Genomic DNA, 26,941 nt, shown 5'->3' with positions numbered 1-26,941 from the left:
AGCGATGAAGGTCGTATTCCGAGCCGACGCCTCGCTACAAATAGGTAGTGGACACGTCATGCGCTGCCTGACGTTGGCCGATGCGCTGAGAGCGGAAGGTGCTGAATGTCATTTTATTTGTCGAGAACATCCAGGCAATTTGCAAGAAGTTATTTGTAACAGAGGCTTTGACGTTCATTTAATGGCTTTCAAGGATGATGATGCGGGCCAAACTTTTGCTCACCAATCTTATTTGTGTTGGCTCGGGACTTCTCAAGAACTCGATGCCGAGGAGTGCTCGGTGTTATTGGATGTATTGAGACCTGACTGGCTGATTGTCGATCATTATGCGCTTGATGTAATCTGGGAGTCGAGGCTAAAAAATAATGACCGTAAGCTTATGGTTATAGACGATTTGGCTAATCGGCAGCATATTAGCGATATTCTGCTTGATCAGACGTTTGGTCGGAACGCTGCCGATTACCTACCGCTGGTACCAGTAAAATGTGTTCTGCTCTGCGGTTCTGAGTATGCGTTACTTCGGCCTGCCTTCGTAAACCTTCGATCTTATAGCTTAACTCGAAGGGCCGAGTATAAGTTTGCGAAACTGTTAATTACTTTGGGCGGAGTTGATAAGGATAACGTAACGCGAAAAGTATTAGAGTGCCTTAAGCATACCGCGTTGCCTAAAACTTGCCATATCATTGTGGTGATGGGGGCCGCAGCTCCATGGCTTGAAGATATCCAACATCTAGCAAGCACATTGCCGTGGCATACTGAGGTCAAGGTGAATGTTAATGATATGGCACAGTTGATGTCCGATAGTGACTTCGCTATTGGTTCTGCTGGCTCTACCTCTTGGGAACGTTGTTGTTTAGGACTACCCACAGCTATGGTTGTGTTGGCAGATAACCAGAAATTTGCAGCAGGTTTGCTGGAACAGGCTAAAGCTGTCGTGAGTTTTTCAGGAGGCAAAAATCTTTTCTTAGAGCTGGCACATGTCATTGATGAGGCACTTCAAAGTCCAGGTTTTCTAAAGACTATGAGTGAGCAAGCTAGGACGGTCGTTACAGGTGCTGGCTGTGAGCAGGTCTTGAAAACGTTAATCAAATTAAGCTCCATTGACGGGTAAAAAGTGACGATGCTTGGTCTCCTACGTAGTATTGGTGAGAATGAACTGGAAATGATGCTTGCCTGGCGTAATGCACCTAATGTTCGATCGAATATGTATACGAGGCATGAAATAAGCCTTCAGGAGCATTTGAAATGGTGGGAGCGTATAAGTCTTCGAGAAGATCAACAGTATTTTATGTATGAGTTTGATGGTAAGCCTACGGGAATTGTTGGCTTCACTGATGTAGATACAAATAACTCTATATCCTCTTGGGTATTTTATGCAGCTCCGGATGCGCCTAAAGGTACAGGGAGCCGAATGGAGTTTCTCGCTTTGGATTACGCATTTAACAATCTCCACGTCCATAAGTTAGCTTGCGAAGTTCTCGCATTTAATGCGGCTGTAATAAAATTACATAAAAAATTTGGTTTTGAGGTTGAAGGTGTTCTGCGAGAGCATCATTTGGTTGATGGTGAGTATGTGGATATTTATAAGCTAGGGGTTCTTTCTCGCGAGTGGGAATTTCATAGAACCTCTATGTCTGAGAAGTTACTAAAACTGTCCAAGGGCTAAGTATGAATCCCGTAATTTCGATCGCTGGACGCAAAATTGGAGCTGAATATGCTCCGTATGTTATTGCCGAACTTTCGGCCAATCACAATGGAAAGTTAGAAACTGCACTCAGGCTGATTGAGGTTGCAAAAGAGTCAGGTGCTGATGCGGTAAAATTACAAACCTATACTGCCGATACAATTACACTTAACTCCGATGCCCCTGAATTTAGGATTCAGGGTGGGTTATGGGGTGGTAAGTCTTTATATGAGCTTTATCTTGAGGCGCAAATGCCTTGGGAGTGGCATGCTCCATTATTTGAATATGCACGTAAGCTAGGGATTACCATTTTTAGTTCTCCTTTTGATAATACCGCTGTTGATTTGTTGGAAAGCCTAAAAACCCCGGCCTATAAAATTGCTTCTTTTGAAGCGATCGATCTACCACTTATTAAATATGTTGCTAGCACGGGTAAGCCGCTGATCATTTCTACCGGGATGGCTAATGCTGAGGAAATTGAAGAAGCTATTAATGCTGCTCGTGAAGGTGGATGTAAAGAGTTAGCAATTCTTCATTGTGTCAGTGGTTACCCAGCACCTGCAGAAGACTATAATCTGCGAACAATTCCAGATATGATTCGGCGAACTAATTTAGTTACCGGGCTCTCCGACCATACGCTAGATAACACTACTGCAATTACTAGTGTTGCGCTTGGCGCCTCTATCATTGAAAAACACTTTACTCTTGATCGAACCGGCGGCGGGCCTGATGACAGTTTTTCGCTTGAGCCTAAAGAGCTTGCAGCCCTATGTAGGGACAGCAAAACTGCTTGGGCTGCATTGGGGAAAGTAGATTACGGTAGAAAGTCTAGTGAAGAAGGTAATGTGCAGTTTCGGAGATCTTTATATTTTGTGAAAGATCTAAAGGCAGGTGAGTTAATTACTCCAGACTCAGTTCGGAGTGTTAGGCCGGGATATGGTCTTCCTCCAAAAAAGTATTCGGAAATTTGTGGGAAAACTGTTTTACTTGATGTTAAAAAGAATACTGCCGTAATGAGCGGTCATATTGGTAAATGACTATTTTTTAGGTTGTCAGTTCGCGTGTCAAATTTTGAAAGGTCTACCCTTTCGAGTAAGTTGGATGCCAAGGTTTTTTCACATCTGAGTTTTTATATGAGTGATGCTTAAGAGATTTATATGAAATATATTGTTTGTGTGACTAATTTTCATATTCTTGTTGCTAAGGCTATATGTCAAGAGTGGTGCCCTAATACTTATAGGATCGTTGATCTGAGACGTAAGGGGCATATTGGCGAGTGGCGAACTTGGTTTAAAGCGCATTGCAATGGGGTTGTAAAGCTAGCACAATGCGTATTTGATCGTAAATCTCATGCTATTGTTGCGCATCCATATAATTTTTGGTTTTCTATTTTTATTCGGGCCGGAAGAAAATCTTCCATCTATGATGATGGGGTCGCTTACTATAATAACTCAAGAGTTCCCTCTAGTTTTAGGGCAAATGTTTATTCTTTTCTGTCTGGAAAGGTAATTCCATTATTGAGTAAGGGGTCGCAAGAATTTGGTTATGTGGATATTTTGAAGTCCGCAAAAATTGAGCGGTATTATTGCTTGTATCCTGAGCTTTTTTCAGAAGAAAAATTTTTGTTTTTTTATAAAATAAAGCGTATAAAACTAGTCGGTTCTGAAGGTGCGAAAGGTGTAAGTTTAGAATCAATGCCTCTTAGTAGCGGTGTTGCTGTTTTTCTAGATAGTGTTCCTGGGGTGGTGGCGCGATATGATTCGATAGCGATATTTAAATACCTGGAGTCTAAATATTCAACTTCGAGTGTGAAGTTTTATTATAAGCCCCATCCTTCAAGGCCCACATCGCTTTCAGTTTTATTTTCTAATGCCGACTGGGCTTCTAATATTGTCGGGGGGTTTGAGGAGTTTGCTGCTAGAAGGGACGTACTAGATCTTTACTCTTTTTACTCGTCAGCCTCTATAATTGCAAGAGTCTACTCAAAAAGAACAAATATTTATTGTTTTTCTAATGCTAATACAGCCGCCCTTTTTGTAGGAGTAGTACCATTGATGAGGGCTCTAGGTGCAGAGGTGTTGTGTGTTGATAGTTAATAAAAAATTGATCAAAGCCATTTTTTTTTCTTGGTTTGTATTTTTCGCAGCACTTTGCTCTCCTCTTATTTCGGCTGATTACGAAAACGTTACTTTTGGATTTTTTTTGTATTTTTTTATCTCGTACGCGGTTTTCTATTTGATGCTGCTGTTTGTTGATATGCTGGGTACTGGACGTGCAGTTGTTTTGTCAGAAAAAAATACGTTTTTCTTTAGGTTGTTTATATTGTTTTTAGTGCTAACATTTTTTTTTAGAGTACTTGACCGTTTTTATTTTCGACCTGTGGAAGATTATTTTTCTATCGAGAGTTACAGGGAGGCGCGAAAATCCAGCACTAATTTGTTTTCTTTTCTGGGGTCTTTTTTACTTCCTTTCTTCTTTGTTAGTATGGATGCCTGTTTGCAGCGGTCTGCCTCGCTCAATAAAAGAAAGATTACACTCATTCCTTTGGCTATGGTTGTGCTTATCTTTATTGATCTTCTAGCGTCGGGTTCGCGAGGTGTGGTATTGGTCGCGTCGGTGATGCTGTTAGGCCGTTACTTTAATTTTCAAAGAATGCTCTTAGCGCTTCCTGTATTAGTAGCGTTGTCAGGGGGGTTCTTTGTCTATAGGTTTATATCACTAGCTGGTGCCGATATAGATATCCAGTCAATGCTGGTCTCGGTTAGTTCTCTAGGGTATGCTCTTTTCGTGCCTTATTCGGATTTCATTGGTGGTTTGGCGAGCGAAGGTAATGCTCTCTTGGCTGTATTTCCCTTTCTTCAAGCTAATCAATATTTGGCCCATGGTTTCTTTGAGTTTGCTTACATCTTTCTCAATATCGATGGTTGGTATTTTGACTTGGTTTTAGTGCTTCCGCATTTTGCGAAACTCATTGATCAAAGCCAAGAGGTGCTTAGGCCAGGGATGTACTACACAATGGCAGGTACTGCCTATAATGCATTTGGGTTCGCCTCGATATTCTTTATGGGTATTTTAGGTTTGCTCTACGGCGTGATATTGAAGTCTGCTAGGTTTTTAGGGGAGGGGTCGGTGTTGGTCGTTTTGCTTTCTGTCTTTTTACTTCCCTTTGTTAATAGTTTTGGCGGCTTTGATTTTTATCTTTATTTTATAGCTATATTAGTGCTTAGATTTTTTGCAAGTTTAAATTTTATTGGAGGCTCTGGCGCTTCAAAAATGGAGGGAGTATGAAAGTCCTGGTTACTGGAGGGGCAGGATATATTGGGTCGCACTTTGTGCTTGAGCTCCTAGTTTTGGGGTATGAAGTTGTAGTTTTGGAAAACTATTCTAATAGTTCTCCCGAAGCAATAGAGAGAGTGAGTAAGCTATCTGGTAAAGTTCCGACGATTGTGGTTGGTGATATACGTGATCCAATATTGTTGGAGCGTGTTTTTTTAGAGAATAAGATTGACAAGGTTGTCCATTTTGCAGGCTTGAAGGCAGTTGGCGAAAGCGTGTGTGATCCTATTCGCTATTATGAAAATAATGTGCTTGGAAGTTTAACGCTGTTTCGTGCGATGTCTAAGGCTAACGTATTTGATATTGTTTTTAGCTCCTCGGCAACAGTTTATGGAGAACCAAAAAAAATGCCTGTTTCCGAATCGTCATCTTCGGGGGAGGGCAGTAATCCCTATGGTCGATCTAAGTCAGTTGTAGAGAGCATCCTAAAGGATATGGCTGCTTCGGATAGTAGATGGGCGATTGCCATACTTCGATATTTTAATCCTATAGGTGCACATGAAAGTGGTCGTATCGGTGAAGATCCTAATGGGATACCTAATAACCTTCTACCGTATTTAAGCCAGGTTGCGATTGGTAAGTTGGATAGGCTATCTATTTATGGAGACGATTATCCAACTAGTGATGGTAGTGGGGTTCGTGACTATGTTCATGTCGTCGACCTTGTGAAGGGGCATCTTGCGGCGCTGAACTATTTGAATAGTAACTTAGGTTGTCATATTTGGAATCTTGGTTCAGGTGTGGGTTATTCTGTATTTCAAGTGGTGAAAGCTTTTGAGAGCGTGGTTGGTCGAAGTATATCTCTTGAGGTAAAACCTCGGCGTCCAGGTGATATCGCTATTTGTTGGGCGGATACAACTAAAGCGAGAATGGATTTAGGGTGGATAGCCGAGTTTGGACTAGAACGAATGGTTGAGGATACTTGGCGTTGGCAGGTTAACAATCCAGATGGATACAAGAGGTAAACCTCCGGTGAGAATTGTCTATGTTATTACCCGCTCTGATACCATGGGCGGGGCTAGCGTGCATTTACTTGATCTTGCCAGTGGTGCACAAAAAGCTGGTCATGAGGTTGTTATCTTGGTCGGTGGTGAGGGCGTGTTCTTGAAACATGCTTCGGCGCGGGGTATTCGTGTTGTCTCTTTAAAATTTGTTGTCAGAGAAATTGATTTTTTTAAAGATATGCTTGCTCTGTTTGAGTTGCGGAAATATATAAAGGAAATTAACCCTGACCTTATCCATCTCCATTCGTCAAAGGTAGGTATCCTAGGACGGGTGACGGCAAAATTATTGCGGATACCAGTTGTTTTTACTGCGCACGGCTGGGCATTTACTGAGGGGGTGTCGCCTAGATCGCGGGCGGTGTACAAAGTGGTAGAGCGGGTAATGGCGCGGTTCGCCAGTCGAATTGTTACAGTTTCAGACTACGATAGGAATATTGCTCTCCGCGCAGGTATCGGCAATGATAAGCTTATTTCTACTGTCCACAATGGGATGCCGGCACTGGATAAGGAATTTTCTATTTTTCAGGATACAGCATTGCCGAAAATGATTATGGTCGCTCGGTTTGATGAGCAAAAAGACCAACTTTGTTTAATTAGGGCGCTCGAATCTTTGAAGGATATGCAATGGGAGTTGGAATTTGTTGGAGATGGACCTTCTATTTTTTATGTTAGGCAGTTAGTAAAAGAGATAGGACTGGAAGGCCGTGTGCAGTTTTCAGGAGCCTGCGATGACGTTCCTCGGAGATTGGCCGATGCGCAATTATTTTTGTTGATCACAAATTGGGAGGGGCTTCCGCTGACTATCCTCGAAGCAATGCGGGCTGGTTTACCTGTTATAGCATCAGATGTAGGTGGCGTTTCCGAAGCTGTTGAAAATGAGCAAACGGGTTTTTTAGTTGGTAGAAATGATGTGGATACACTATCTGCCACTATAAGAACTATGCTCAGTTCTGCAAAATTAAGATCAGAAATGGGCGATGCGGGGCGTAAGAAGTTTGAGCGGGATTTTCGTTTTGATATGATGTTAGAAAAAACACTTTCCGTTTATCATGCTGCACGGCTGAATTAAGATGTAAGTTCGGATGACGGAAAATAAAAGTTGCATAGAGAAATATCTGTTATCCGCTCTGCTTGAGTCGTACGCGCTCCATGAACACCGCATTTTAAAGATGGGGATCGATGGCTATTTTGGAGTTTGCGACGTGCAGTTCCACGGCAGCAAGGCCTCGAAGTCTTCTACTCTCGAGGCTTGTGATAGACACTCAAGCGCTTGGCGCGCCCACGCATAGGTCTTTTTGGACCATTGGCTTTAACCTTCTCGACCAAACTGTAAAGTCGGGCGCTGCCCTTTGCGCGTGTCGCTGAACAGTCAATTCTCTCGCCCGATAACGAAGGGCCTAATCGCACGCTTGACGGAGTTGTTGTCGATTGGCAATTAATTCGCTTCGGCGTAGCGCACGAGCTTTTTCCAGTTGCTGCTCAGATAACTTTATACGTATGCGCTCCATAAACCCCACCTACCGCATGCCCTAGGATATGGAATCAGGTACCCGAGTTGGAGACATGCTCCGCTTGAGTTCTCGCCTCAAATAGCCGATCGGCTATTTGTCGGCCTCGTTCCATCCCTTCCGGCGTCAACCAGATGGATTTGCTCTTGTTTACCGGATCACGGATGAATCCATGCTCATGCAATCGGTTCGTGATCTCGAAATCGTACCCTTTCCAAGTATTGCCATTATCCGCACTGAAGGTTACCAACAGGGCAAGAACGGCTTCTTCAATCAAGGTTTCGTCGTATTTCATGATCGTTGCTTCACTCGTACTCTTTAACGTCCCGTAAGCCCTGTCAGTCATCAAGATGGATAGCGTATTTAACTACGCGATACCGGCGAACAGTTCCATGGCAGCAAGGCTTCGTAATCCTCAACCGACGAAGCTATCGGCAGACATTCAAGTGCGTGGCGTAGCCACGCATAGGGCTCTTGATCGTTGGCTTTGGCAGTCTCGACCAAGCTGTACAGTTGAGCACTGGCCGTCGCGCCTTTGGGCGTGTCACTGAACAACCAGTTCTTCCTTCCGATCACGAAGGGCCTGACGGCTCGTTCGGCTGAGTTGTTGTCGATCGGCAAGTAGCCCTCCTCGACATACCGCTCAAGTTTGCTCCAGTTATTGGCCAGGTAGGTGATGGCTTTTCCCTGCGCGTTCTGAGCGGTGACCTGAGGCTGCGTCTTTTCGATCCAGCTTTTCAACTGAGCCAGCACCGGCAGGCTGTGTTCGTGCCGGCCAACTTTGCGTTCCGCATCGCCGCTGGTCTTGAAGTCGCGTTCGATACCGTAAAGCTTGTTGATCAGGTTCAGCGCGATATCGGCGCGCCCCGTCTTGCCTTTGGGCTGTACTTTTTGAGCATCGATGAATTTGCGCCGCGCATGTGCCCAGCAGCCTAAACGCTCCACTCCGACCTGAGCGCCTAGCGCGTTGTAACCGGCATAATCATCGGTCATGACATAGCCGCGATAGCCATCGAGCAGGCGTGTCGGCACCTCCTGCGCGCGGCTGGTGGAGTAGTTGAACAGGATCACCGGCTTATCTGGCGGGCCGCCGGTTTGCCCCCACATCCAGGACTGACGACTTGGCTTGCGGTCAGGCTCTTTCAACACCTGCACGCGGGTTTCATCGCAGTGGATGACACGGCTTTCCAGTAACCGGTCGCGCATTAAATTCAGCAGTGGCTGCAAGTGTTCGCCGCATTGGATAACCCAGCGAGCCAATGTCTGGCGCGGGATATCGATGCCGTGGCGACCTAACACTTTTTCAAATCGATGAAGCGGCAAGCCATCAACGTATTTGGTGGTCAGCAGCATCGCCAGCACACTGGGGCTGGCCATGCTCTTCTCGATCAACTGAGCCGGTTTGTCAGCGGTGACCGGTGCGCTTTCACAGTCGCGGCAACCGTAGACCTTGCGAACATGTTTGGTCACGTGGATCTGCATCGGCACGATTTCAAGCTGTTCGCTGACCTCTTCGCCGATGGCATGTTTGCGGCAACCACAGGCACAGGTCAGTTCGTGTTCGGGCAGTTCATGGATGACTTCGATGCGAGGGAGATCAGCGGGCAGCGGCTTGCGCTTGCCGCGCCGCTGGGTTGGCGCAACAACCTCTTCTTCAGCGGCTTCATCAATGGGCTCGACGAGGCTTTCCGCCTCATTGAACAGGGCCAACTGCGGCGTTGCCGGATCAGCCGTTTACTCGGACTTGCGTCCGAACAGGCGCTGACGCAGCAGCGCATTTTCTTCTTCGAGGAAACCGACTCTGGACTGCATCTTCGCAAGCAGCTGCTTGAGCAATTCAGGATCGTCGGGGAGGTTTTCGGGCACGGAAATCATGCCCGGATTATACCGAATCAGGCCACGTATCGAGGCGTCAAAACCTGATGAGGACGATTGCGACAGAGGTCGAAACCGTCCAGTAACCAGTTGAGTTCCTGTGCGGTCAGGATAATTGCCTCGTCCGTGGCATCGGGCGATGTTTTGAATCGCTCGGATTCGAGGCGTTTGAGCCAAAGGCAGAAGCCGTTGCGTTCCCAGTACAAAATCTTCACCCGATTACGGGATTTGTTGAGAAAGACGAAAAGCACCGGATCGAATACCGCCACTTTGATATCCAGTTCGACCAACGCGGCGAGGCCGTCGATGGATTTTCGGAAGTCCACGGGCTTGGGGTAGAGATAGACTTTTTCGACTTTGGCGTCGGGTCGCATCATGGCGGGCTGGCCCCTGAGAGAATCTGGAGCACAGCATCCGGGGTTAGCTTAGTGCTGTGAATGTGGGGTTCATGGAGCGCTTACATTGGTCAAGCGTGGGCAGTCATTGGCAAAGGAGGTTGAAAAGCTCGACGCCATTCTGGAAGGCCTTACTCGACAACATACTCGTCGTTTACTCGAACAATTTGGCGTCGGCCCTCAAGCGGCGCCCGTGCTGCTTTCGACGGCATTCGAACCGGTACCCGAGAAGGGGCAAAGGTCACAGTACGAGGCCCAGCAGATATCAACCGATATGTGGCGTGCTACAACAGCGTGTGGCGCCACAGCTATCACGGCTACTACTCACCGATAGCAGCGCGTGAGAACCGAAAAGCATACCCGGAATTCCTGAGTCAGTTCAAAGCCGGAGTTGAGCGTATAGGATGGTGGGTCGATGTCCCTCTCAAATTCGTGAGCCCAAAAAGTGCAGCTCAAGGCAAGACGGGGTGCGCGGATATCGCGTTGAACCTGATCAATAAGTTTTTATGTATAGCGCGCGACCTCAAGACCGGCAGTGACAAGTAGCGCGTCGGTACTGGTTCATTTGAAAGAGTTGAGTTGAAAAGATGCTGTCATAGTTCATTGCTCAGAATGCCCTGCGCAAAGCTATCAGTTGACTCACAAGCTACCGGAGCAATCTGAAAAGGTTCGTCGAGAAAGGTCTATCTGCCGGTCGATAATCAATAATGCCGCCGAACGAGCGATCCAGCCTCTGGTGATCGGAAGAAAGCACTGGCTGTTCAGCGACACGCACAAAGGGGCAAGAGCCAGCCAGCATCTCTACAGGTTGGTCGAAGCGGCCAAGAGTCCTATGCTTGGCATGCGCCATGCGCTGGAGCGTTTGCCAGTGGGGTCCTAGATTGATGATTGTGAGCCCTGCTGCCATGGAGTTGCTTGCAGGTAGCGTCTGGCTGATTGCATCGGTACGTTGAGGTCGGTAGGTGTTGGTGGGGTATGAAGCACTTAAGTAATATCGGTCGCCAGAACCCTATTAAAGAAGCCTATAGTTTCGGGGGGTATCCCAAATGCTCATGTTTACGTCCTTAAAATAGTGACGAAAATGTGGTGAGTCATGTAGATAGGTTATAAATGATAAGGGAGGTAGGAGCAGGTATTTAAAGCGGGCTTATATGCGGCTTCTGGTGTCTGCTGAAATTAATGTCTGTAAATAGATTTTAATCGTAAATTTAATTGCGTAGCAGGCCGCCTTTCTGTCAGCTCGTATATTCTTCACTAGCCTTTTATTGAAATCACCGCATTAACTATTTTTTGGATTGTTCCATGACCTTGTGTGGTGCTGTAAGATTGATGCGGTTGAGCAAAGATAGGGCTACAGGCTACTAAAAATATCTGATGCTCGCATAATTGCCCAGTTAAGGATTGCAAAGCTGGCTTGAGGCATGTATAGCCAGGTTTGTGTATGCACGGTCGTGTTGGGCGGTAATAGCAGCAGAGGTGGGTCGAGACATGGGGGATTCAGATTTTCAGCATACAGGGCTTAGGCACGGCGACGGCCTCGCCGTTGCGGGCGTCTCCCGAATGTCCGCCTGGTACTTGGTGCAATGCAAACCAAGGCAGGATGGACGTGCCGAGGAGCATCTTACCCGCCAGGGCTATAGCTGTTGTCGCCCCATGTGCGATCGAGAAAAGATCATACGTGGCCGCCGCCAAGTGCTGTCTGAGTCTCTGTTTCCTGGTTATCTGTTCATACAGATAACGGATGACGCAAGCTGGTCTCCCTTGCGTTCTACTCGCGGCGTGAGCCACGTGGTGAAATTCGGTGGAAAGCCGCTTGCAGTCAATGATCGGCTCGTGAGCCAGTTCCAAAATCGCGATGGTGTGTTGTCGCTAGCCTTTCAGGTAGGCGACAAGGTTCGAATCCTGGATGACGGTTTTGCTGGTGTCGAGGCCATTTTCAAGGCTGCAACCGGTGACGAGCGTGTTGTGCTGCTTATAAAGCTACTCAATCGTTCACAGGAACTGACGCTGCCACTCAAAAGCGTCGCTTCATATTGAGGTCGAAGAGGGATGTTGACATCGTAGGCTGTGCGTCCTCGAGGCTATGACGATAAACCTTGGGGCGGTAGCGTGTCTGGTTCATGTGCTCTTTTCTGTTTTTTAATCAAATTTTTCAAGAACGAACTGCAATCACCATGTCAACTGTAACCCTGTCTAATGAAAAGACATTTATCTGTGAACCGGGCGTAACGCTCCTGGACAGTGCGAAAAAGCATGGTGTAGTGCTGGAGTACAGCTGTCGTTCGGGTCGCTGCGGCGTCTGTCGCTCCCACGCTGTCGGGGAAACCCAGGTTATTCATCATGATGAGTCCGTGCTGACGGCGGAAGAGCTGGCGGCCGGCTTTATCCTGACATGCTGTCGGACCGCCGTTGCCGATGTGCGGCTGGATATTGAAGATCTCAGCCTGTTCGCGGACATCCAGTGCAAGACACTGCCTTGTCGAGTCGACGGGGTCAGGCGGCTCGCGGGCGATGTGGTCGAGGTCGTTCTCAGGCTGCCGCCGAACAACCCGCTCAAGTACCTTCCCGGACAGTACGTTGATGTCATCGGCAAAAATGGTGTGAGAAGAAGCTATTCCGTGGCCAATGCTCCTCGTTCGGACGGAAAGCTGGAACTGCAGATTCGGCAAGTCGCCGATGGTGTGATGAGTCAGTATTGGTTTGAAGAAGTTGCTGCGAATGACTTGCTTCGGCTGGAAGGGCCTCAAGGTACGTTTGCACTTCGCAACACATCACCAACCAACCTGATATTCCTGGCTACGGGTACGGGTATCGCACCGGTGAAGGCTATTCTTGAGCAGTTGATTGCAGATCCGGCACAGGTAGAGGGCAAAAGCATACGCATCTACTGGGGTGGTCGTCGTGAGGCTGATCTCTATTGGCAGCCGGAGCTGGGCTCGCTTCCGGCCACGTTTGTCCCGGTGCTGTCGCGTCCGGGCGACGGCTGGAGTGGTCGGGTCGGTTATGTGCAGGATATTGTCGAGAACGATGCTGTCGAACTTGCAGACGCGGTTGTTTATGCTTGCGGCTCAGAAAGCATGATTCATAGCGCCAAAGAGAAACTCCTGGCCCTTGGCCTACCACACAAGAATTTCTACTCCGACGCTTTTGTAAGCTCGAATTAATTAAGGATAAAAGATGAAAGCTGTGATTTTGGCTGGCGGGCTAGGCACAAGATTGAGCGAAGAGACCAGTACCCGGCCCAAGCCCATGGTGGAAATTGGCGGGAAGCCGATCTTGTGGCACATCATGAAAATGTATTCTGCGCACGGTATTAATGACTTCATTATCTGCTGTGGTTACAAAGGCTATGTCATTAAAGAGTACTTTGCCAACTACTTCCTCCATATGTCAGATGTCACTTTTAACATGCGTGACAACACTATGGAAGTTCACGATAAGCGCGCAGAAGCTTGGAGTGTGACGCTGGTCGATACTGGCGATGAGTCGATGACCGGTGGCCGTCTGCGCCGCGTCGCCGAGTATGTGAAAAATGAAGAGTCTTTCTGCTTTACCTACGGTGATGGTGTCGGTGATATCGATATCAGTGGCACGATCGATTTTCACAAAAAACATGGCAAGGCCGCTACGTTGACGGCGACCTATCCACCTGGGCGCTTCGGCGCCCTGGACATTCGCCAAGGGCAGGTTCTCAACTTCAAGGAGAAGCCCAAGGGCGACGGCGCCATGATCAATGGCGGCTTCTTTGTCTTGAAGCCTCAGGTTCTCGACTACATTGGCGACGACAGTTGTGTATGGGAGCAGGAGCCTTTGATGACCCTCGCAGCCGATAATCAACTGATGGCGTACGAGCATCAAGGCTTCTGGCAGCCGATGGATACCCTGCGAGATAAACATTTGCTTGAAGAACTTTGGATATCGGGCAAGGCACCGTGGAAAAGCTGGGAGTGAAAATGAAAGCCTCTGTCACTCCCGCCTTCTGGAAAGGCAAAAAGGTATTCCTGACGGGCCATACTGGTTTCAAGGGAAGTTGGCTTTCCCTGTGGCTGCAAAGCATGGGGGCCAAGGTCAAGGGTTATGCCCTGGCTCCGCCTACCACCCCGGCGCTTTTCGATGAGGCGCGAGTCGAGGGCGGCATGCAGTCGCAAATCGGTGATATCCGGGATCTACAAGTCGTGACTCAGAGCATGGTCAGTTTTGGTCCTGACATCCTGATTCATATGGCCGCGCAACCGCTGGTACGACTGTCTTACAAGCAACCGGTCGAAACCTATGCCACCAACGTGATGGGTACCGTTCATGTACTTGAGGCCGCGCGTCAATGCTCCGGCCTGCGCGCAATCGTCAACGTCACGACAGACAAATGTTACGAGAACCGCGAGTGGGAGTGGGGTTACAGAGAAGATGAGCCTATGGGGGGGCATGATCCCTATAGCAACAGCAAAGGCTGTGTGGAACTCGTAACATCGGCCTATCGCAACTCATTCTTTGGCAATGAACAACCCACCGCCCTTGCGTCTGCGCGGGCCGGCAATGTTATCGGCGGCGGCGATTGGGCCGAAGATCGGTTGATTCCAGATATACTTGCCGCCTTTGAAAAGCAGCAGCCGGTAGTTATTCGCAATCCTCAGGCCACACGACCATGGCAGCATGTGCTGGAGCCACTTAGTGGTTATCTGGTCCTGGCTGAAAATCTGTGGGAGCGTGGTCAGGCCGTGGCTCAGGGCTGGAACTTTGGCCCGAAAGATGAAGATGCCCGGCCGGTTGATTGGATTCTGGACCATATGGTCCAGACGTGGGGAGAGGGGGCCAGTTGGGCCCTGGATCAGAACCCGCAGCCCCATGAAGCACGCTACCTGAAACTTGATGTATCAAAGGCCCGCGCTCACTTGCACTGGTCGCCGACGTGGTCCCTGGAGACAACATTGGCCTACATCGTCAATTGGCATAGAGCCTGGCTGGCCGGGGATGATGTTCACTCCCTGTGTCTGCAGGAAATCGAAGCCTATATGGCCGCCATGTCTTCATGCGGCAAGTAACCCAAATTTTTCAAGCAGGAAACGCCATGACACCCGATATGCTTCGCCAGGAAATCAGTAAACTCGTTGAGCAGTACGCTCAAGCCGCCCTGGCGCCCAAACCTTTTGTTGCCGGTGAAAGCGTTATTCCGCCTTCCGGCAAGGTTATTGGGGCTCGTGAGCTGCAATTAATGGTTGAGGCCTCTCTAGATGGTTGGCTGACCACTGGGCGTTTCAATGCGCAGTTCGAACAGAAACTGGCTGAGTTCCTCGGCGTCAAATATGCCCTGTCGGTCAACTCTGGTTCTTCGGCCAACCTGGTTGCCTTCAGTACGCTGACCTCCCCGAAGTTGGGTGATCGTGCGATCAAGAAAGGTGACGAAGTGATCGGCGTTGCCGCCGGCTTCCCGACCACGGTCAACCCAATCGTGCAGTTCGGGGCGATCCCGGTGTTCGTCGATGTCGATATGGTCACTCACAACATTGATACCAACTTGATTGAAGCGGCTATTACGCCCAAGACCAAGGCCATCATGCTTGCCCACACGTTGGGCAACCCATTTAACCTGGGTGCAGTCAAAGCCATCTGTGATAAGTACAACCTGTGGTTGATCGAAGACTGCTGCGACGCGTTGGGCGCTACGTACGACGGTAAGCTGGTAGGTACCTTTGGTGATATCTGCACGTTGAGCTTCTATCCGGCTCACCACATCACCATGGGCGAGGGCGGTGCAGTTTTCACCAACAGCCCACAGCTGAAAGTGATCGCTGAGTCTTTCCGCGACTGGGGTCGCGATTGCTACTGCGCACCTGGTTGCGACAACACCTGTGGCGACCGCTTCGGTCAGCAATTCGGCAGCCTGCCACAGGGCTACGACCACAAGTACGTGTACGCCCACTTGGGTTACAACCTCAAGATCACCGATATGCAAGCGGCCTGCGGCCTGGCCCAGCTGGACCGAGCGCAAGAGTTCATTGACACGCGCAAGCGCAACTACGTGTTGCTCAAAGAGCGTCTGAGCAGCTTGTCCGACTTCCTGGAAATCGCCGAACCTACGCCAAATAGTGATCCTTCGTGGTTTGGTTTCCCGGTGACACTTAAAGAAAGCTCGGGTGTCCAGCGGGTTGACCTGCTGAAGTTCCTGGATCAGAACAACATCGGCTCACGTCTGCTGTTCGCAGGGAATTTGACCCGCCAGCCGTACTTCCAGGGCATCGAATACCGTGTAGTCGGGGAGCTGACCAACACCGATCGTACGATGAACCAGACTTTCTGGCTGGGGATCTATCCTGGTTTGGGTCAGGCGCAGTTCGATTTTATCGGCGAGAAGCTTGAAGAGTTTTTTGGTATTAACTTCTGAGTAATACCTTTAATACTGCTCGAGGTAAACGGGCATCTTGTGCGAGGCGTATGGATTACCTAAGCGTCGCGCAGGATGCATCAAGTCCGCCAGATAGCTGATAGAGAAGCTAAGAATTGGTCTTAGGCGTCTTCGGATAGCACAGCAGTGGTGGCAGTTATCCTGATATTTCATATGGCGGTAAAATGCATAAGAAAGCTCTAATTACCGGGGTGACTGGGTTCATCGGGGGGGCAGTAGCCCGCTGCCTTCTTGAAAGCGGCTGGTCCGTTGCCTTGATTACACGCGATGAATCGGATACATCCCAGATTTCGGACATTTTACATAAAAGTAAGGTGTATCTTTACGATGGCAGTGGAGAGTCATTAATTACCGCCATGCACGACTCTAAACCTGACGTCGTTTTACACTTGGCGTCACTGGTATTGGTTGAACATCAAACCGCTAAAATTCCATCATTAATTGCATCCAATGTGCTATTTGGTTCGCAGCTTCTTGATGCCATGGTTCAGGCTGGCGTCAAACACATAGTTAGTGCAGGGACAATATGGCAATTTTTCGGAGAGGATGAAGCCCAAGCAGTGAATTTTTATGCTGCAACAAAGCAGGCATTCGAAAAGATTATTGATTTTTATCATGACGCATTTGGTGTGTCGGCAATATCGCTGATTCTGGCGGATACTTACGGAGTTGGAGATAAGCGTCCTAAGCTGATCAATTATTTGATCAGGGCTTTGGGGGAACCTGAAGTATTGAATATGAGTCCGGGCGATCAAGTTATTGATATTTCACATGTTAGAGATGTTGCAATGTCTTTCCGGCTGGCAGCGACTAAATTGATTGAAAGTCCCGATCCCGTACGCATGACTCTAGCCGTTTCGGGGACTCGATTATCCGTAAAGCAATTGGTCGCAGCAGTCGAGAGGGTTGCTCAGCAGACCATAAATGTTCAGTTTGGTGGTCGTCCCTATCGCTTTAGAGAAGTCATGTGTCCCGCCCAAATTTCGGAGTTGGAATCGGACTGGAAAAAAGTCGAGCTCGTAGAGGGTATACAGGAATTATTAGAGGCATCTAGGTCCGCTACGTGATGAAAAAATATTTAGTGAGTGGAATAGGTGTGTCTGACGGCGGCGTCGGGCGATTAATGCGCAAACTAATTGTGCAGGCTGCCGCTGAAGGCTTTAGTGTGATTGTTAGAAGAAATCCTCAGCCGATAGGTCGGATGCTTAAGCATAAGATGTACCTTCGGGTGGCTGCAGAAGTACTTTCTCGCCTTGTTGACAGTGCTCGTTTTGCTTGGAGGGTAAGGAGTATAGATGGTGCAGTTGTTGTATTTGTGCACCCGCAAACTGCAGGATTTTCCCGTTTTATAGATATGGTGCGCAAAAATAAAGTTTATCTGTATGTGATGGATAACAGTTTTTTTTGCATGCGTTCCTATAATTTGCATCCGGAGTTAGAGGCCGAGTGCCTGAAATGTCTTTCAGGACCTCGAAATGCAATGCCGACCTGCCAGCCTTTTCCTGTGAAAGTTAGACGGGAGGAGAATATTGATTTTTTGGAGGAGTTTGAGAGGTTATCTAGCAAGGTGATATTTTTGACGCAGAACTTCAGCCAGGCTCAGCTGATTCGTGCGCGATTTGGTGCCGGTACGCAGACTCGAGTCGTCGGGTTGGATACTGGCGAAATTGCAAGCGTTAAAAATTCTGAATTCGAAGTCGCAGATGTCTTGATGCCCTCCTATGATCTCGTATTCCATGGCGCTCCCCAGTTAGCAAAAGGGATAAGATACTTTGTTGAGTTGGCAGAGTCTCTGAGTGAATTTTCGGCATTTATCCCGTCCTCTAGAGAACAGTGTGAGCTGGCACTTGGGCGAAAAATAGACGCAGCAAACATTACATTCAAAGAGTGCACATGGGAAACCGGATTGAAGTGTGCAATTCAAAAAGGCCATTTGGTAGTCAATCCCAGTCTTTGGTCTGCGCCAATTGAAGGGGCGTTGCAAAAGTCGATGCATTTTGCACAACGGGTTGCAGTGGTCGAGTCTGAGTTCGGATATGAAAAGGAATTTGAGCAAAGTTCCAGTTTTATCAGGCTGCCAAGGGATATTCAGGCGGCTTCGGATCTCCTTAGACAATATTTTCCCGGTGCGGTTTTTGAATCCGTACAGAAAGAAGAAGTTAATATGCCTTCGAGAGAATGTATAAACGTCTTTGAAATGGTCATGAGTAATGAGGTTTAAAGGTTTGAGACTACTGTCAGGAGGGAAGCTGAACGTCTATGCAGTAGAGATGTGGGGGTCTTTGTTTTTTAAAATATTGGCTATTGCATGCTCTTTTATATTGCTGCCTTTGATGCTGAGTTACTTGGGAGGGGCTAAATTCGGTGTGTGGGTGGCGGTTTTCAGTATTGTATCTTGGGTCATATTTTTTGACCTTGGCTTCGGCAGCGGATTGAGAAACAAACTCAGCGAGTCACTTTCTAGAGACGATACAAGTGAATCCGCGATTTTGATCAGTACTGCATACGGAGCGATGGGCGCACTGAGCCTGGTTTTGTATGTGGTTTTTCTCAGTGCTAATTTTTTTATCGATTGGCAAAGTGTATTCAGTACGGAAGATGTGTCGTTATCCGAGTTTCAATGGTCCATGGCGGCAGTTGTTTTTCTTTTTTTAGTTAATTTTACTTTGCTGATTGTTCTACAAGTTCTTCATGCCTCCAAGAAGTCATTTATGACTGTGGCGCATCAGTTTCTCGCGAATTTCATTGCATTATTATCAGTGCTTTTTATTAAGGCGGTTTTCCTTCCGTCGCTGATGGTGATTTGCATAACTTATGGCGTTTCTCAGGTTATAACTACGTTTTTGGTTTCCGCATTTTTCTATAAGGGCAGTCCGGAGCTAAGACCGCGTTTCGGCTTTTTTCGGCGTGATCGGGTAAGAAGTATAGCGATGCTGGGGGGGCAATTCTTTATTATCCAGCTCGCGGTATTGGTTATATTTAGTACTGATAAAATTATTGTGATAAAACTATTTGGTCCGACCTCTTTGGCTGAGTATGAGCTTGTTTTCAAGGCATATAGCGCTATCTTGATTATGAGTACCTTGTTTCTGGCGCCGCTCTGGTCTCGATACACTCATGCGGCAGCAAACAAGGATTATCCATGGATGATAAAGGCTTTGGGCAGGTCTCACTGGGTTTGTGCGGTTCTGTTTGTTCCTGCATTGATATTATGTGCTTTTGGCCATGATATTATTTATCTATGGTCGGGCTATCGCATTGGCTCAGGGTTTAATCTTCTTGTAGCTATGTCAGTGTTTGTACTGCTTAGAGTATGGAGTGACATCTACGCCTATTTTTTGAATGGCGTAGGAATATTAAAAGTTCAGATGTGGCTCGCCGTTGTCCAGGCTATTATCAATGTCCCTTTGTCGGTTGCCCTAGGGCGTGTGTATGGAATGCCAGGAGTGATTTACGGCTCAGTGCTGACGCTATCACTTTCAGCGGTTTTGCTACCGATTTGTGTTTATTGGTATTTGAACTCAGTGCGTAAGATGGCGAATTAGTTAGGTGTTTATCATGAAATGCTCTACTTGTATTGGTTTTGGAGGTTGTGTTGAGTTCTGATATGGGTGGTGTTGACAATTCTTTATGTCTTGAGGGCGGGGCTAGAATGGGAGGTGTTGCCAAAAAGTTGCACTCCGATGCGGAGCCTCTGGTCTCGATTGTTACCGTTGTATTTAATGACGTGGCTAATTTGCAGCGCACCATTGATAGCATTGCCTCTCAAACCTATCAGAATATAGAACATATAGTAATTGATGGTGGCAGTACGGATGGTACGCTCGACATTATTAGGAAAAATCCTTCCATCGATTATTGGGTGAGTGAGAGGGATAGTGGAATATATGACGCAATGAACAAAGGTATCCAGTACGCTTCTGGTACCTGGATTAATTTCATGAATTCGGGAGATATATTTTTCGAGAGTGCTACTGTAGAAAGTGTTTTTTCCAATGCCGTAATTCGCGAGAGTGATTTAATATACGGCGATGTTGAGGTCGACTACGGGGGATTTAAGAAAATAAAAAAAGCAGGGCCTGTAAGTTCGCTAAAAGCGGGTATGCAGTTCAGTCATCAATCTTTATTTGCTCGTTGTTATATTCTGAAAAAGTCTGGATTTGATCTTTCGTATCACACCGCGGCAGATTACAATTTTATATTTTTGTCATGGGTAAAAGGTTATAAATTTGGTGGTGTAAATGTTGTAGTCAGTAGTATAAGTAGTGGCGGCGTTTCTGATGTTAAGCGTTTGATGAGTATTCAGCAGAGAGCGAGAATTATAGAAAGGGCAGTTGGGTTGAGTGCTATTGATAGAATTATTTTCATCAGGGAATATTTAAAGGTCTGGGTGGTTGATCTTGTCAAAAGATTGCTTCCTGGTTCTTGGGTGAGTTTCTTGCAGAAAAAAAAATAGCTATATAACTAGCTGTTTGTGAGTGTGAAAAAATGTCTAGGTTATAGAAGTTTTTTGTTGTTTAGAGTCGCTTTGGTGTGGGGGTCTTAATGTTTTTAAGTCTTAGCTTTGGTTATTTGGTTTTAATATTGACCCTTTTGTTCTTTTTGTGCTGGTTCTATCGGCTACCTTTTTTTAACGCTTTTTCAATTCTCCTATTTACAGTTTTGCCGTTTGAGCTCACCAAGGTTTTGATTGCTCCTTTTTATAATGGATTGAGTGACGATCCTTATTATCTAGAGGCGATTGGCATAAACTTGTTTTTTTTGACTGTAGCGTTTTTTTCATTGACGCTATGGTTGGTTTTCTTTGGAAAAGTAAAATTACCTTTCTTTAGGGTGTACGAGAATGTTGACTTTACGATAACGAAGAAAGGCTTGAGGCGTAGCGCCTATGTCTTTCTGTTCATGTATGTTGTTTTTTTTGTGGCGACCATGGCGCTAGGTGGAGGAGGGTTGAAGTGGATCTTCAATACCCGTGAGGCCTATCAGCTGCATCGTGTGGGTGTGGGGATGTTTTATGCTTTAAGTATCTCGTTTTTATCGTTATCTTTTGGTAGCTATATGTTTTCTTTTGTACGGACGTCATATTGGCTGTACTGGGGGATCATTTTTTATGTTGGCATGGCATATTTTTTTGGCAGCAAGGGAATGATTCTGGATTTTGCCGTATTTGGCCTGGTTGCATTGTGGTTTTATAGGGCAAGGGGTTTTTATCTTTGTTTGATTTTGGTGCCGTCGATAGTTTTTCCTGTGATGATTTATAATTTGTCACAGGCATATGGTGAATTGGATCTTAGTAGAGTGCTTTCATATTTTGACTATTATAATAATAGTGCGATGTTTTATAAGGCGTTTGATGAGGGGGGGTTGAGTTATTATTGGGGTAAAATATTTACAAGTCAGTTTTGGACTTTTGTGCCGCGATTTTTCTATCCGGACAAACCTTTTGTTTATGGTTTTTTGTACGTGAATGAGTACTTTTTTCCTGGGGCAGCGGAGGCGACTAATACCCCGGCGTTCGGTGGGCCGACTGAGTTTTATGCGGATTTTGGTATGCCTGGTGTGATATTTGGTGCGCTATTAAATCCGGCGGTTATTTGCTTTGCTTTTTTGAGCTATAATTTGGTATATCGTTTCAAGTACACTTCTGTCGGTAATGATTCAACAGTTGATGCTAGGGTTTACTTGCTTCTCGTCTTTTTGTTTTTTCCTGACTTTATGTTGTTTTTTAATGCGGCGACTAAGGTGTTGGTGTTCGTTGTTTTGAGCTGTTGTATATACTTTTCGCTACGCAGGGTTGTGCCGTCGGCGATAGGAGTATGAGTTGTGTTTTTGGTGCGGAGTTTTGTGCTCGGTTTTCTGATTTTTTTATTGGTGGCTGTCGTTTTTAACGAAAAGCTTTGATGCTCAATTGTGTTGGCTCGTTTGAGGGGTTTATGATTCTGTACGATGGTATTATTTATTCTCTACAACGTAATGGCGGAATTTCAGTTCTTTATAATGAGCTGCTTTCTCGGCTTTCCGAAGCGTCGTGCAATTACTCTGTGATATCGTATGGTCATTCCGTGGAGTTTCCGGGTAAAAAAAATATAGTTCGTGCTCCGCGGTTGGCTGAGCGATATAGGAGTGTGAATTATGAGCGTGCCGATATATTTCATTCTACATATTATCGGCTCCCAGATTCATCAAGTATCGGCCTGTCAAAAGTAATCACGACCGTGCACGACTATACCTATGAGCGGTATATTGGTGGCCTTAAAAGACAAGTTCATTCTTGGCAGAAAAATAGAGCTATAAATAAGTCCGATAAAATAATTTGTGTTTCGGAAAGCACGAAGAATGATGCTCTAGAGTTTTCAGGCGTCAGCGAGGATCGCATTGAAGTCATTCCTAATGGCGTCTCTGCAGACTATTTTTCAATTCCTGGAATGGTGCTCTCAGATTTGCCGCAGGCAATTTTTGTTGGCGCGAGGCAGGGGTATAAAAACTTTGATTCAGTGGTAAAGGCTGTGTCTTTGTTCAAGGATCTGGTGCTTGTTTGTGTTGGTGGAGGAGGGTTCGACAAAAAGGAACTTGCCTTTCTCGACGAGAACTTGCCTGGCCGGTATAGGCATGCAGGATTTTTGACCAATGCTGAGTTAAATGTCGAATATAATAAGGCGATATGTTTGATTTACCCCTCTCTTTATGAGGGTTTCGGGATTCCAGTCTTGGAAGCCATGAACGCGGGTTGCCCGGTAATTGCTGTTGATGCCTCATCCATACCGGAAGTCGCAGGAGACGCCGCGCATTTGATTGAGCGCGGCACCGTCGAGGAGATCGAAGCAGGCATCAGTGCCTTGATGAGTGACGATTATAGGCAATCACTCATAAGTAAAGGATTTATACAGGCCGAGAAGTTTAGCTGGGATATTACATACAAAAAAACTATGGCATTATACGAGCAAGTTCTCGGAAAAAAATTAGCTTGAAAGACGGAAACAGTATGAAAAAGGCACTTATCACTGGGATTACCGGCCAAGATGGCTCGTACCTTGCAGAATTTCTTCTGGAAAAAGGCTACGAAGTCCACGGCATCAAGCGTCGTGCCTCGTCCTTCAATACCCAGCGCGTGGACCACCTCTACCAGGATCCGCACGTAGGCAACCAGAAATTTGTCTTGCATTACGGCGACCTGACCGATTCGTCCAACCTTACCCGCATCATCCAGGAAGTGCAGCCGGACGAGGTCTACAACCTCGGTGCACAGTCCCACGTTGCCGTAAGCTTCGAATCTCCTGAGTACACGGCTGATGTCGATGCCATGGGTACCTTGCGTATCCTGGAAGCCATTCGTCTGCTGGGCCTTGAGAAAAAGACCAAGTTCTATCAAGCATCGACTTCCGAGTTGTACGGCCTGGTACAGGAAATTCCGCAGAAAGAGACCACACCTTTCTATCCGCGCTCGCCTTATGCCGTTGCAAAAATGTATGCCTACTGGATCACGGTCAATTACCGTGAGGCATACGGCATGTACGCCTGCAACGGTATTCTGTTCAACCACGAATCGCCTCGCCGTGGCGAAACCTTCGTTACCCGCAAGATCACTCGCGCCCTGGCCAACATTTCCCAAGGCCTGGAGAAGTGTGTATTCCTTGGCAACATGGACGCACTGCGTGACTGGGGTCATGCCAAAGACTACGTACGGATGCAGTGGATGATGCTGCAACAGGACGAGCCTGAAGACTTCGTGATTGCCACCGGCGTTCAGTATTCGGTGCGTGAGTTCGTGCGCTGGTCCGCTGCTGAACTGGGTATCAAACTGCGGTTCGAAGGCGCTGGCGTTGACGAGGTTGCGGTCGTCGAGTCCATTGAAGGTGACAAAGCGCCTGCTTTGAACGTGGGTGATGTGGTCGTGCGTGTTGATCCGCGTTACTTCCGTCCTGCCGAAGTGGAAACCTTGCTGGGCGACCCAACCAAAGCCAAGACCAAGCTGGGGTGGACGCCGGAAATTACCGTACAGGAAATGTGCGCCGAAATGGTTCGCGAAGACTTGAAGGTAGCGCAGCGTCATGCCTTGCTTAAGCAGCACGGTCATGAGATTCCTGTAGCAACGGAGAACTGATCGGTGGCGCGCAATCTTAATGAGGCAGTATTGGTCGTAGGGCACCGCGGTATGGTCGGCTCGGCTATTGTACGGCGTTTATCCGGCTTGGGTTATCAGAACATCCTGACCCTGGGCCGGGAGGATGTCGACCTGCTGGACCAGAAAGCGGTGCGAGCGTATTTCGATACGCATCAGGTCGGCCAGGTGTACCTGGCAGCCGCGCGGGTAGGTGGGATTCATGCCAACAACACTTACCCCGCAGACTTCATCTACGACAACCTGATGATCCAGGCCAACGTGATTGAAGCCGCACATCGTGCGGGCGTACAAAAGCTGCTGTTCCTGGGATCTTCATGCATTTATCCGAAGCTCGCCGAGCAGCCGATGAAGGAAGAAGCCCTGCTGACCGGTACGCTTGAGTCGACGAACGAACCCTACGCAATTGCCAAGATTGCGGGCATTAAGTTGTGCGAGAGCTATAACCGCCAACATGGTCGTGACTATCGTAGTGTGATGCCAACCAACCTGTATGGTCCTCACGATAACTACCATCCGGATAACAGCCACGTTATCCCGGCATTGCTGCGCCGTTTCCATGATGCGGTAGAGCAGTCTGTCGAAGAAGTCTCCATTTGGGGTAGCGGCAAGCCAATGCGTGAGTTCCTGCATGTTGACGATATGGCTGCAGCCAGTGTTCACGTGATGGAGCTTGATGGTGAGGTATGTAAAGCCAACACGCAGCCAATGCTCTCCCATGTCAATGTGGGCACAGGGATCGATTGCACGATCCGTGAGCTTGCCGAAACTATCGCCAAGGTTACTGGGTTCAAGGGAACCTTGAGCTTTGATGCGAGTAAGCCGGATGGCACGGCGCGTAAGCTGATGGACGTATCAAGACTCGAGTCCATGGGGTGGAAAGCGAGTATCGAACTCGAAGACGGGTTGCGGGATGCCTATCACTGGTTTGTGGCCAACCGTCTGGATGTTCGGGGCTGAAGGGTTTGAGGGCTGTGTGCTATTAAGGAATATAGCTGCTCCTCGTTTTATTTTTATACAGCACCAGATGAAGGCTTTTTTACTACGGGTGTCGGGTCTACCTTTGCTGATCCCCTTTTATTGAGCAGCAGACGACCTGGCACGAAGCGTATGATGAGCAGCTCCTAGTCTTTCGCCCATTTGTTACAACACCCGCGTGTATCGAACCGCGCTGATTCAGTAAGAATCAAAGGATGATTGAATGTTTCTTCCAATAATCATGGCGGGTGGCTCCGGCACTCGCTTATGGCCTTTGTCTCGTCAGCTTAACCCCAAGCAATTCCAGTCTTTGGTGGATCCAGACTTGACCATGCTCCAGGCGACTATTCAACGTCTTGATGGCCTTGAGCACGCAACTCCACGATTGATTTGCAATGAAAATCATCGTTTTCTTGCCGCTGAACAACTGCGGCAACTGGGCCTGGAAGAGGCCAATATCATCCTTGAGCCAGTGGGTCGTAATACGGCGCCGGCCATTGCCTTGGCTGCCTTGCAGGCCCTGTCCGAGCAGACCGATCCGATCATGCTGGTATTGGCTGCTGACCATCTGATTCAGGATGTGAACGCCTTTCACCAGAGTATCGCCAAAGCATTGGTGCTCGCCGAGTCGGGCAAGCTGGTGACCTTTGCCATCACGCCAACCCACCCTGAAACGGGCTACGGTTACCTTCAAATGGGGGCGGCGGTAGACGAGGGCGGTTTTGAAGTCAGCCGTTTTGTTGAAAAGCCGGATCTGGCTACCGCACAAGACTATCTTGCTCAAGGCAGTTACTTCTGGAACAGCGGCATGTTCATGTTCCGTGCCAGCCGATACATTCAGGAGCTGGAGCGCTTCCAGCCAACGATCGTTTCGGTGTGCCGTGAGGCCTTGGCCAAGGGCGCGCAGGATATGCACTTTACCCGGGTCGACAGCGCTATCTTTTCCAGCAGCCCTGATGATTCGATTGACTACGCGGTGATGGAGAAAACCAGCGACGCGGTGATGGTGCCGTTGAATGCCGGCTGGAGTGATATCGGTTCTTGGTCGGCTATCTGGGATTCGGGTGAGAAAAACGAACAGGGCAACCTGTTCAAGGGTGATGTTCTGTCCGAAAACACTTCAGGCAGTTATGTACACGCAACGCACCGCCTGGTGACCACCGTTGGCGTTGAAAACCTGATCATCGTGGAAACCAAGGATGCGGTACTGGTCGCGCACAAGGACCACGTACAGGACGTGAAGAAGATCGTTGACCAACTCAAGGGCTGCAAGCGTCACGAGCACACCAACCATCGTGAGGTCTACCGGCCGTGGGGTGTCTACGACTCCATCGATAACGGCGAGCGTTATCAGGTCAAGCGCATCACCGTCAAACCTGGCGAGAAGCTTTCGGTACAAATGCATCATCATCGTGCCGAACACTGGATCGTGGTGAGCGGGACTGCACGTGTGACCAATGGTGAGAAAACCTACCTGGTGACCGAGAACCAGTCGACCTATATCCCGATTGGTCAGATTCACGCCCTGGAAAACCCGGGAATGATTCCCCTTGAGTTGATCGAAGTTCAATCGGGGTCTTATCTGGGGGAGGACGATATCGTTCGTTTTGAAGATGTATACGGTCGTGTGAAGGGTTGATGT

At 47.9% G+C, this 26,941-nt stretch carries 23 protein-coding genes and 3 pseudogenes; 22 read left to right on the top strand and 4 right to left on the bottom strand.

Annotated features, from left to right (window positions below):
* Window positions 1–4: 4 nt before the first annotated feature.
* The 7 genes from pseG to HKK57_RS00790 all read left to right on the top strand — a co-directional run bounded on the left by pseG (window position 5) and on the right by HKK57_RS00790 (window position 7,093).
* On the top strand, window positions 5–1,111 hold the full coding sequence (gene pseG / locus HKK57_RS00820; RefSeq protein ID WP_169389650.1) for a UDP-2,4-diacetamido-2,4,6-trideoxy-beta-L-altropyranose hydrolase: 1,107 nt from the start codon (window positions 5–7) through the stop codon (window positions 1,109–1,111).
* 9 nt (window positions 1,112–1,120) lie between these two features.
* On the top strand, window positions 1,121–1,666 hold the full coding sequence (pseH, locus tag HKK57_RS00815) for a UDP-4-amino-4,6-dideoxy-N-acetyl-beta-L-altrosamine N-acetyltransferase (protein ID WP_169389649.1): 546 nt from the start codon (window positions 1,121–1,123) through the stop codon (window positions 1,664–1,666).
* A gap of 2 nt (window positions 1,667–1,668) precedes the next feature.
* The gene (gene pseI / locus HKK57_RS00810; protein WP_169389648.1) at window positions 1,669–2,721 is read left to right on the top strand and encodes a pseudaminic acid synthase; all 1,053 of its coding nucleotides are present in this window, start codon (window positions 1,669–1,671) and stop codon (window positions 2,719–2,721) included.
* Between the two features lie 120 nt (window positions 2,722–2,841).
* Entirely contained in the window at window positions 2,842–3,780 is a 939-nt protein-coding gene (locus HKK57_RS00805; RefSeq protein ID WP_169389647.1) for a polysialyltransferase family glycosyltransferase, read from the top strand.
* Window positions 3,767–4,972 (top strand): hypothetical protein, encoded by a 1,206-nt coding sequence (locus HKK57_RS00800; RefSeq protein ID WP_169389646.1) that lies wholly within the window; start codon window positions 3,767–3,769, stop codon window positions 4,970–4,972. The genes HKK57_RS00805 and HKK57_RS00800 overlap by 14 nt, the downstream gene beginning before the upstream one ends.
* Window positions 4,969–5,985: a UDP-glucose 4-epimerase GalE gene (gene galE / locus HKK57_RS00795; RefSeq protein ID WP_169389645.1), complete on the top strand. Its 1,017-nt coding sequence runs from the start codon at window positions 4,969–4,971 to the stop codon at window positions 5,983–5,985. The genes HKK57_RS00800 and galE overlap by 4 nt, the downstream gene beginning before the upstream one ends.
* Window positions 5,986–5,992: 7 nt before the next feature.
* Window positions 5,993–7,093: a glycosyltransferase family 4 protein gene (locus HKK57_RS00790; protein WP_169389644.1), complete on the top strand. Its 1,101-nt coding sequence runs from the start codon at window positions 5,993–5,995 to the stop codon at window positions 7,091–7,093.
* Window positions 7,094–7,207: 114 nt separating this feature from the next.
* Here the strand turns inward: HKK57_RS00790 and HKK57_RS26835 are convergent.
* From HKK57_RS26835 to tnpB, 4 genes and pseudogenes are all read right to left on the bottom strand, one after another.
* Window positions 7,208–7,510: pseudogene (locus tag HKK57_RS26835) on the bottom strand (IS66 family transposase); the annotation flags it as partial.
* 56 nt (window positions 7,511–7,566) lie between these two features.
* Complete coding sequence (locus tag HKK57_RS00785) at window positions 7,567–7,827, bottom strand: DUF6429 family protein (RefSeq protein ID WP_159908505.1); 261 nt, start codon at window positions 7,825–7,827, stop codon at window positions 7,567–7,569.
* A 68-nt stretch (window positions 7,828–7,895) separates the two neighbouring features.
* Window positions 7,896–9,407: pseudogene (gene tnpC / locus HKK57_RS00780) on the bottom strand (IS66 family transposase).
* Between the two features lie 17 nt (window positions 9,408–9,424).
* Window positions 9,425–9,784 (bottom strand): IS66 family insertion sequence element accessory protein TnpB, encoded by a 360-nt coding sequence (tnpB, locus tag HKK57_RS00775; protein ID WP_237150413.1) that lies wholly within the window; start codon window positions 9,782–9,784, stop codon window positions 9,425–9,427.
* 712 nt (window positions 9,785–10,496) lie between these two features.
* On the opposite strand from tnpB, the pseudogene HKK57_RS27230 reads away from it, so the two are divergent.
* The 15 genes and pseudogenes from HKK57_RS27230 to HKK57_RS00700 all read left to right on the top strand — a co-directional run.
* A pseudogene (locus tag HKK57_RS27230) lies at window positions 10,497–10,631 on the top strand (IS66 family transposase); the annotation flags it as partial.
* A 731-nt stretch (window positions 10,632–11,362) separates the two neighbouring features.
* Window positions 11,363–11,839, top strand: coding sequence for a transcription/translation regulatory transformer protein RfaH (gene rfaH / locus HKK57_RS00765; protein WP_169389642.1), 477 nt, complete (start codon window positions 11,363–11,365; stop codon window positions 11,837–11,839).
* Window positions 11,840–11,976: 137 nt separating this feature from the next.
* The gene (locus HKK57_RS00760) at window positions 11,977–12,966 is read left to right on the top strand and encodes an FAD-binding oxidoreductase (RefSeq protein ID WP_169389641.1); all 990 of its coding nucleotides are present in this window, start codon (window positions 11,977–11,979) and stop codon (window positions 12,964–12,966) included.
* 13 nt (window positions 12,967–12,979) lie between these two features.
* Window positions 12,980–13,753, top strand: coding sequence for a glucose-1-phosphate cytidylyltransferase (gene rfbF, locus HKK57_RS00755; protein WP_169389640.1), 774 nt, complete (start codon window positions 12,980–12,982; stop codon window positions 13,751–13,753).
* A 2-nt stretch (window positions 13,754–13,755) separates the two neighbouring features.
* Window positions 13,756–14,841, top strand: coding sequence for a CDP-glucose 4,6-dehydratase (gene rfbG / locus HKK57_RS00750; RefSeq protein ID WP_169389639.1), 1,086 nt, complete (start codon window positions 13,756–13,758; stop codon window positions 14,839–14,841).
* A 26-nt stretch (window positions 14,842–14,867) separates the two neighbouring features.
* A complete protein-coding gene (gene rfbH, locus HKK57_RS00745; RefSeq protein WP_065942619.1) occupies window positions 14,868–16,181 on the top strand; it encodes a lipopolysaccharide biosynthesis protein RfbH in 1,314 nt (437 codons plus the stop codon).
* A gap of 185 nt (window positions 16,182–16,366) precedes the next feature.
* On the top strand, window positions 16,367–17,269 hold the full coding sequence (locus tag HKK57_RS00740; protein ID WP_169389638.1) for an NAD-dependent epimerase/dehydratase family protein: 903 nt from the start codon (window positions 16,367–16,369) through the stop codon (window positions 17,267–17,269).
* Window positions 17,269–18,423, top strand: coding sequence for a hypothetical protein (locus tag HKK57_RS00735; RefSeq protein WP_169389637.1), 1,155 nt, complete (start codon window positions 17,269–17,271; stop codon window positions 18,421–18,423). Before HKK57_RS00740 ends, HKK57_RS00735 begins: the two co-directional genes overlap by 1 nt.
* Window positions 18,413–19,747: a lipopolysaccharide biosynthesis protein gene (locus tag HKK57_RS00730; RefSeq protein ID WP_169389636.1), complete on the top strand. Its 1,335-nt coding sequence runs from the start codon at window positions 18,413–18,415 to the stop codon at window positions 19,745–19,747. The genes HKK57_RS00735 and HKK57_RS00730 overlap by 11 nt, the downstream gene beginning before the upstream one ends.
* A gap of 50 nt (window positions 19,748–19,797) precedes the next feature.
* Window positions 19,798–20,658 (top strand): glycosyltransferase family 2 protein, encoded by an 861-nt coding sequence (locus HKK57_RS00725; RefSeq protein WP_201975825.1) that lies wholly within the window; start codon window positions 19,798–19,800, stop codon window positions 20,656–20,658.
* 128 nt (window positions 20,659–20,786) lie between these two features.
* Entirely contained in the window at window positions 20,787–22,022 is a 1,236-nt protein-coding gene (locus HKK57_RS00720) for a hypothetical protein (protein WP_169389635.1), read from the top strand.
* Window positions 22,023–22,135: 113 nt separating this feature from the next.
* Window positions 22,136–23,170 carry a glycosyltransferase family 4 protein gene (locus HKK57_RS00715; protein ID WP_169389634.1) on the top strand — a complete coding sequence of 345 codons (1,035 nt, stop codon included), beginning with the start codon at window positions 22,136–22,138 and terminating at the stop codon, window positions 23,168–23,170.
* Between the two features lie 14 nt (window positions 23,171–23,184).
* Complete coding sequence (gene gmd / locus HKK57_RS00710; RefSeq protein ID WP_169389633.1) at window positions 23,185–24,303, top strand: GDP-mannose 4,6-dehydratase; 1,119 nt, start codon at window positions 23,185–23,187, stop codon at window positions 24,301–24,303.
* Window positions 24,304–24,306: 3 nt separating this feature from the next.
* Entirely contained in the window at window positions 24,307–25,281 is a 975-nt protein-coding gene (fcl, locus tag HKK57_RS00705) for a GDP-L-fucose synthase (RefSeq protein ID WP_169389632.1), read from the top strand.
* Between the two features lie 241 nt (window positions 25,282–25,522).
* Window positions 25,523–26,938 (top strand): mannose-1-phosphate guanylyltransferase/mannose-6-phosphate isomerase, encoded by a 1,416-nt coding sequence (locus HKK57_RS00700; RefSeq protein WP_169389631.1) that lies wholly within the window; start codon window positions 25,523–25,525, stop codon window positions 26,936–26,938.
* Window positions 26,939–26,941 lie beyond the last annotated feature (3 nt).

This window comes from Pseudomonas sp. ADAK21, from assembly GCF_012935735.1.
Taxonomy (GTDB): domain Bacteria; phylum Pseudomonadota; class Gammaproteobacteria; order Pseudomonadales; family Pseudomonadaceae; genus Aquipseudomonas; species Aquipseudomonas proteolytica.
Note: the sequence above shows the minus strand (reverse complement) of the source record. Positions and strands in the feature narration are given on the sequence as shown.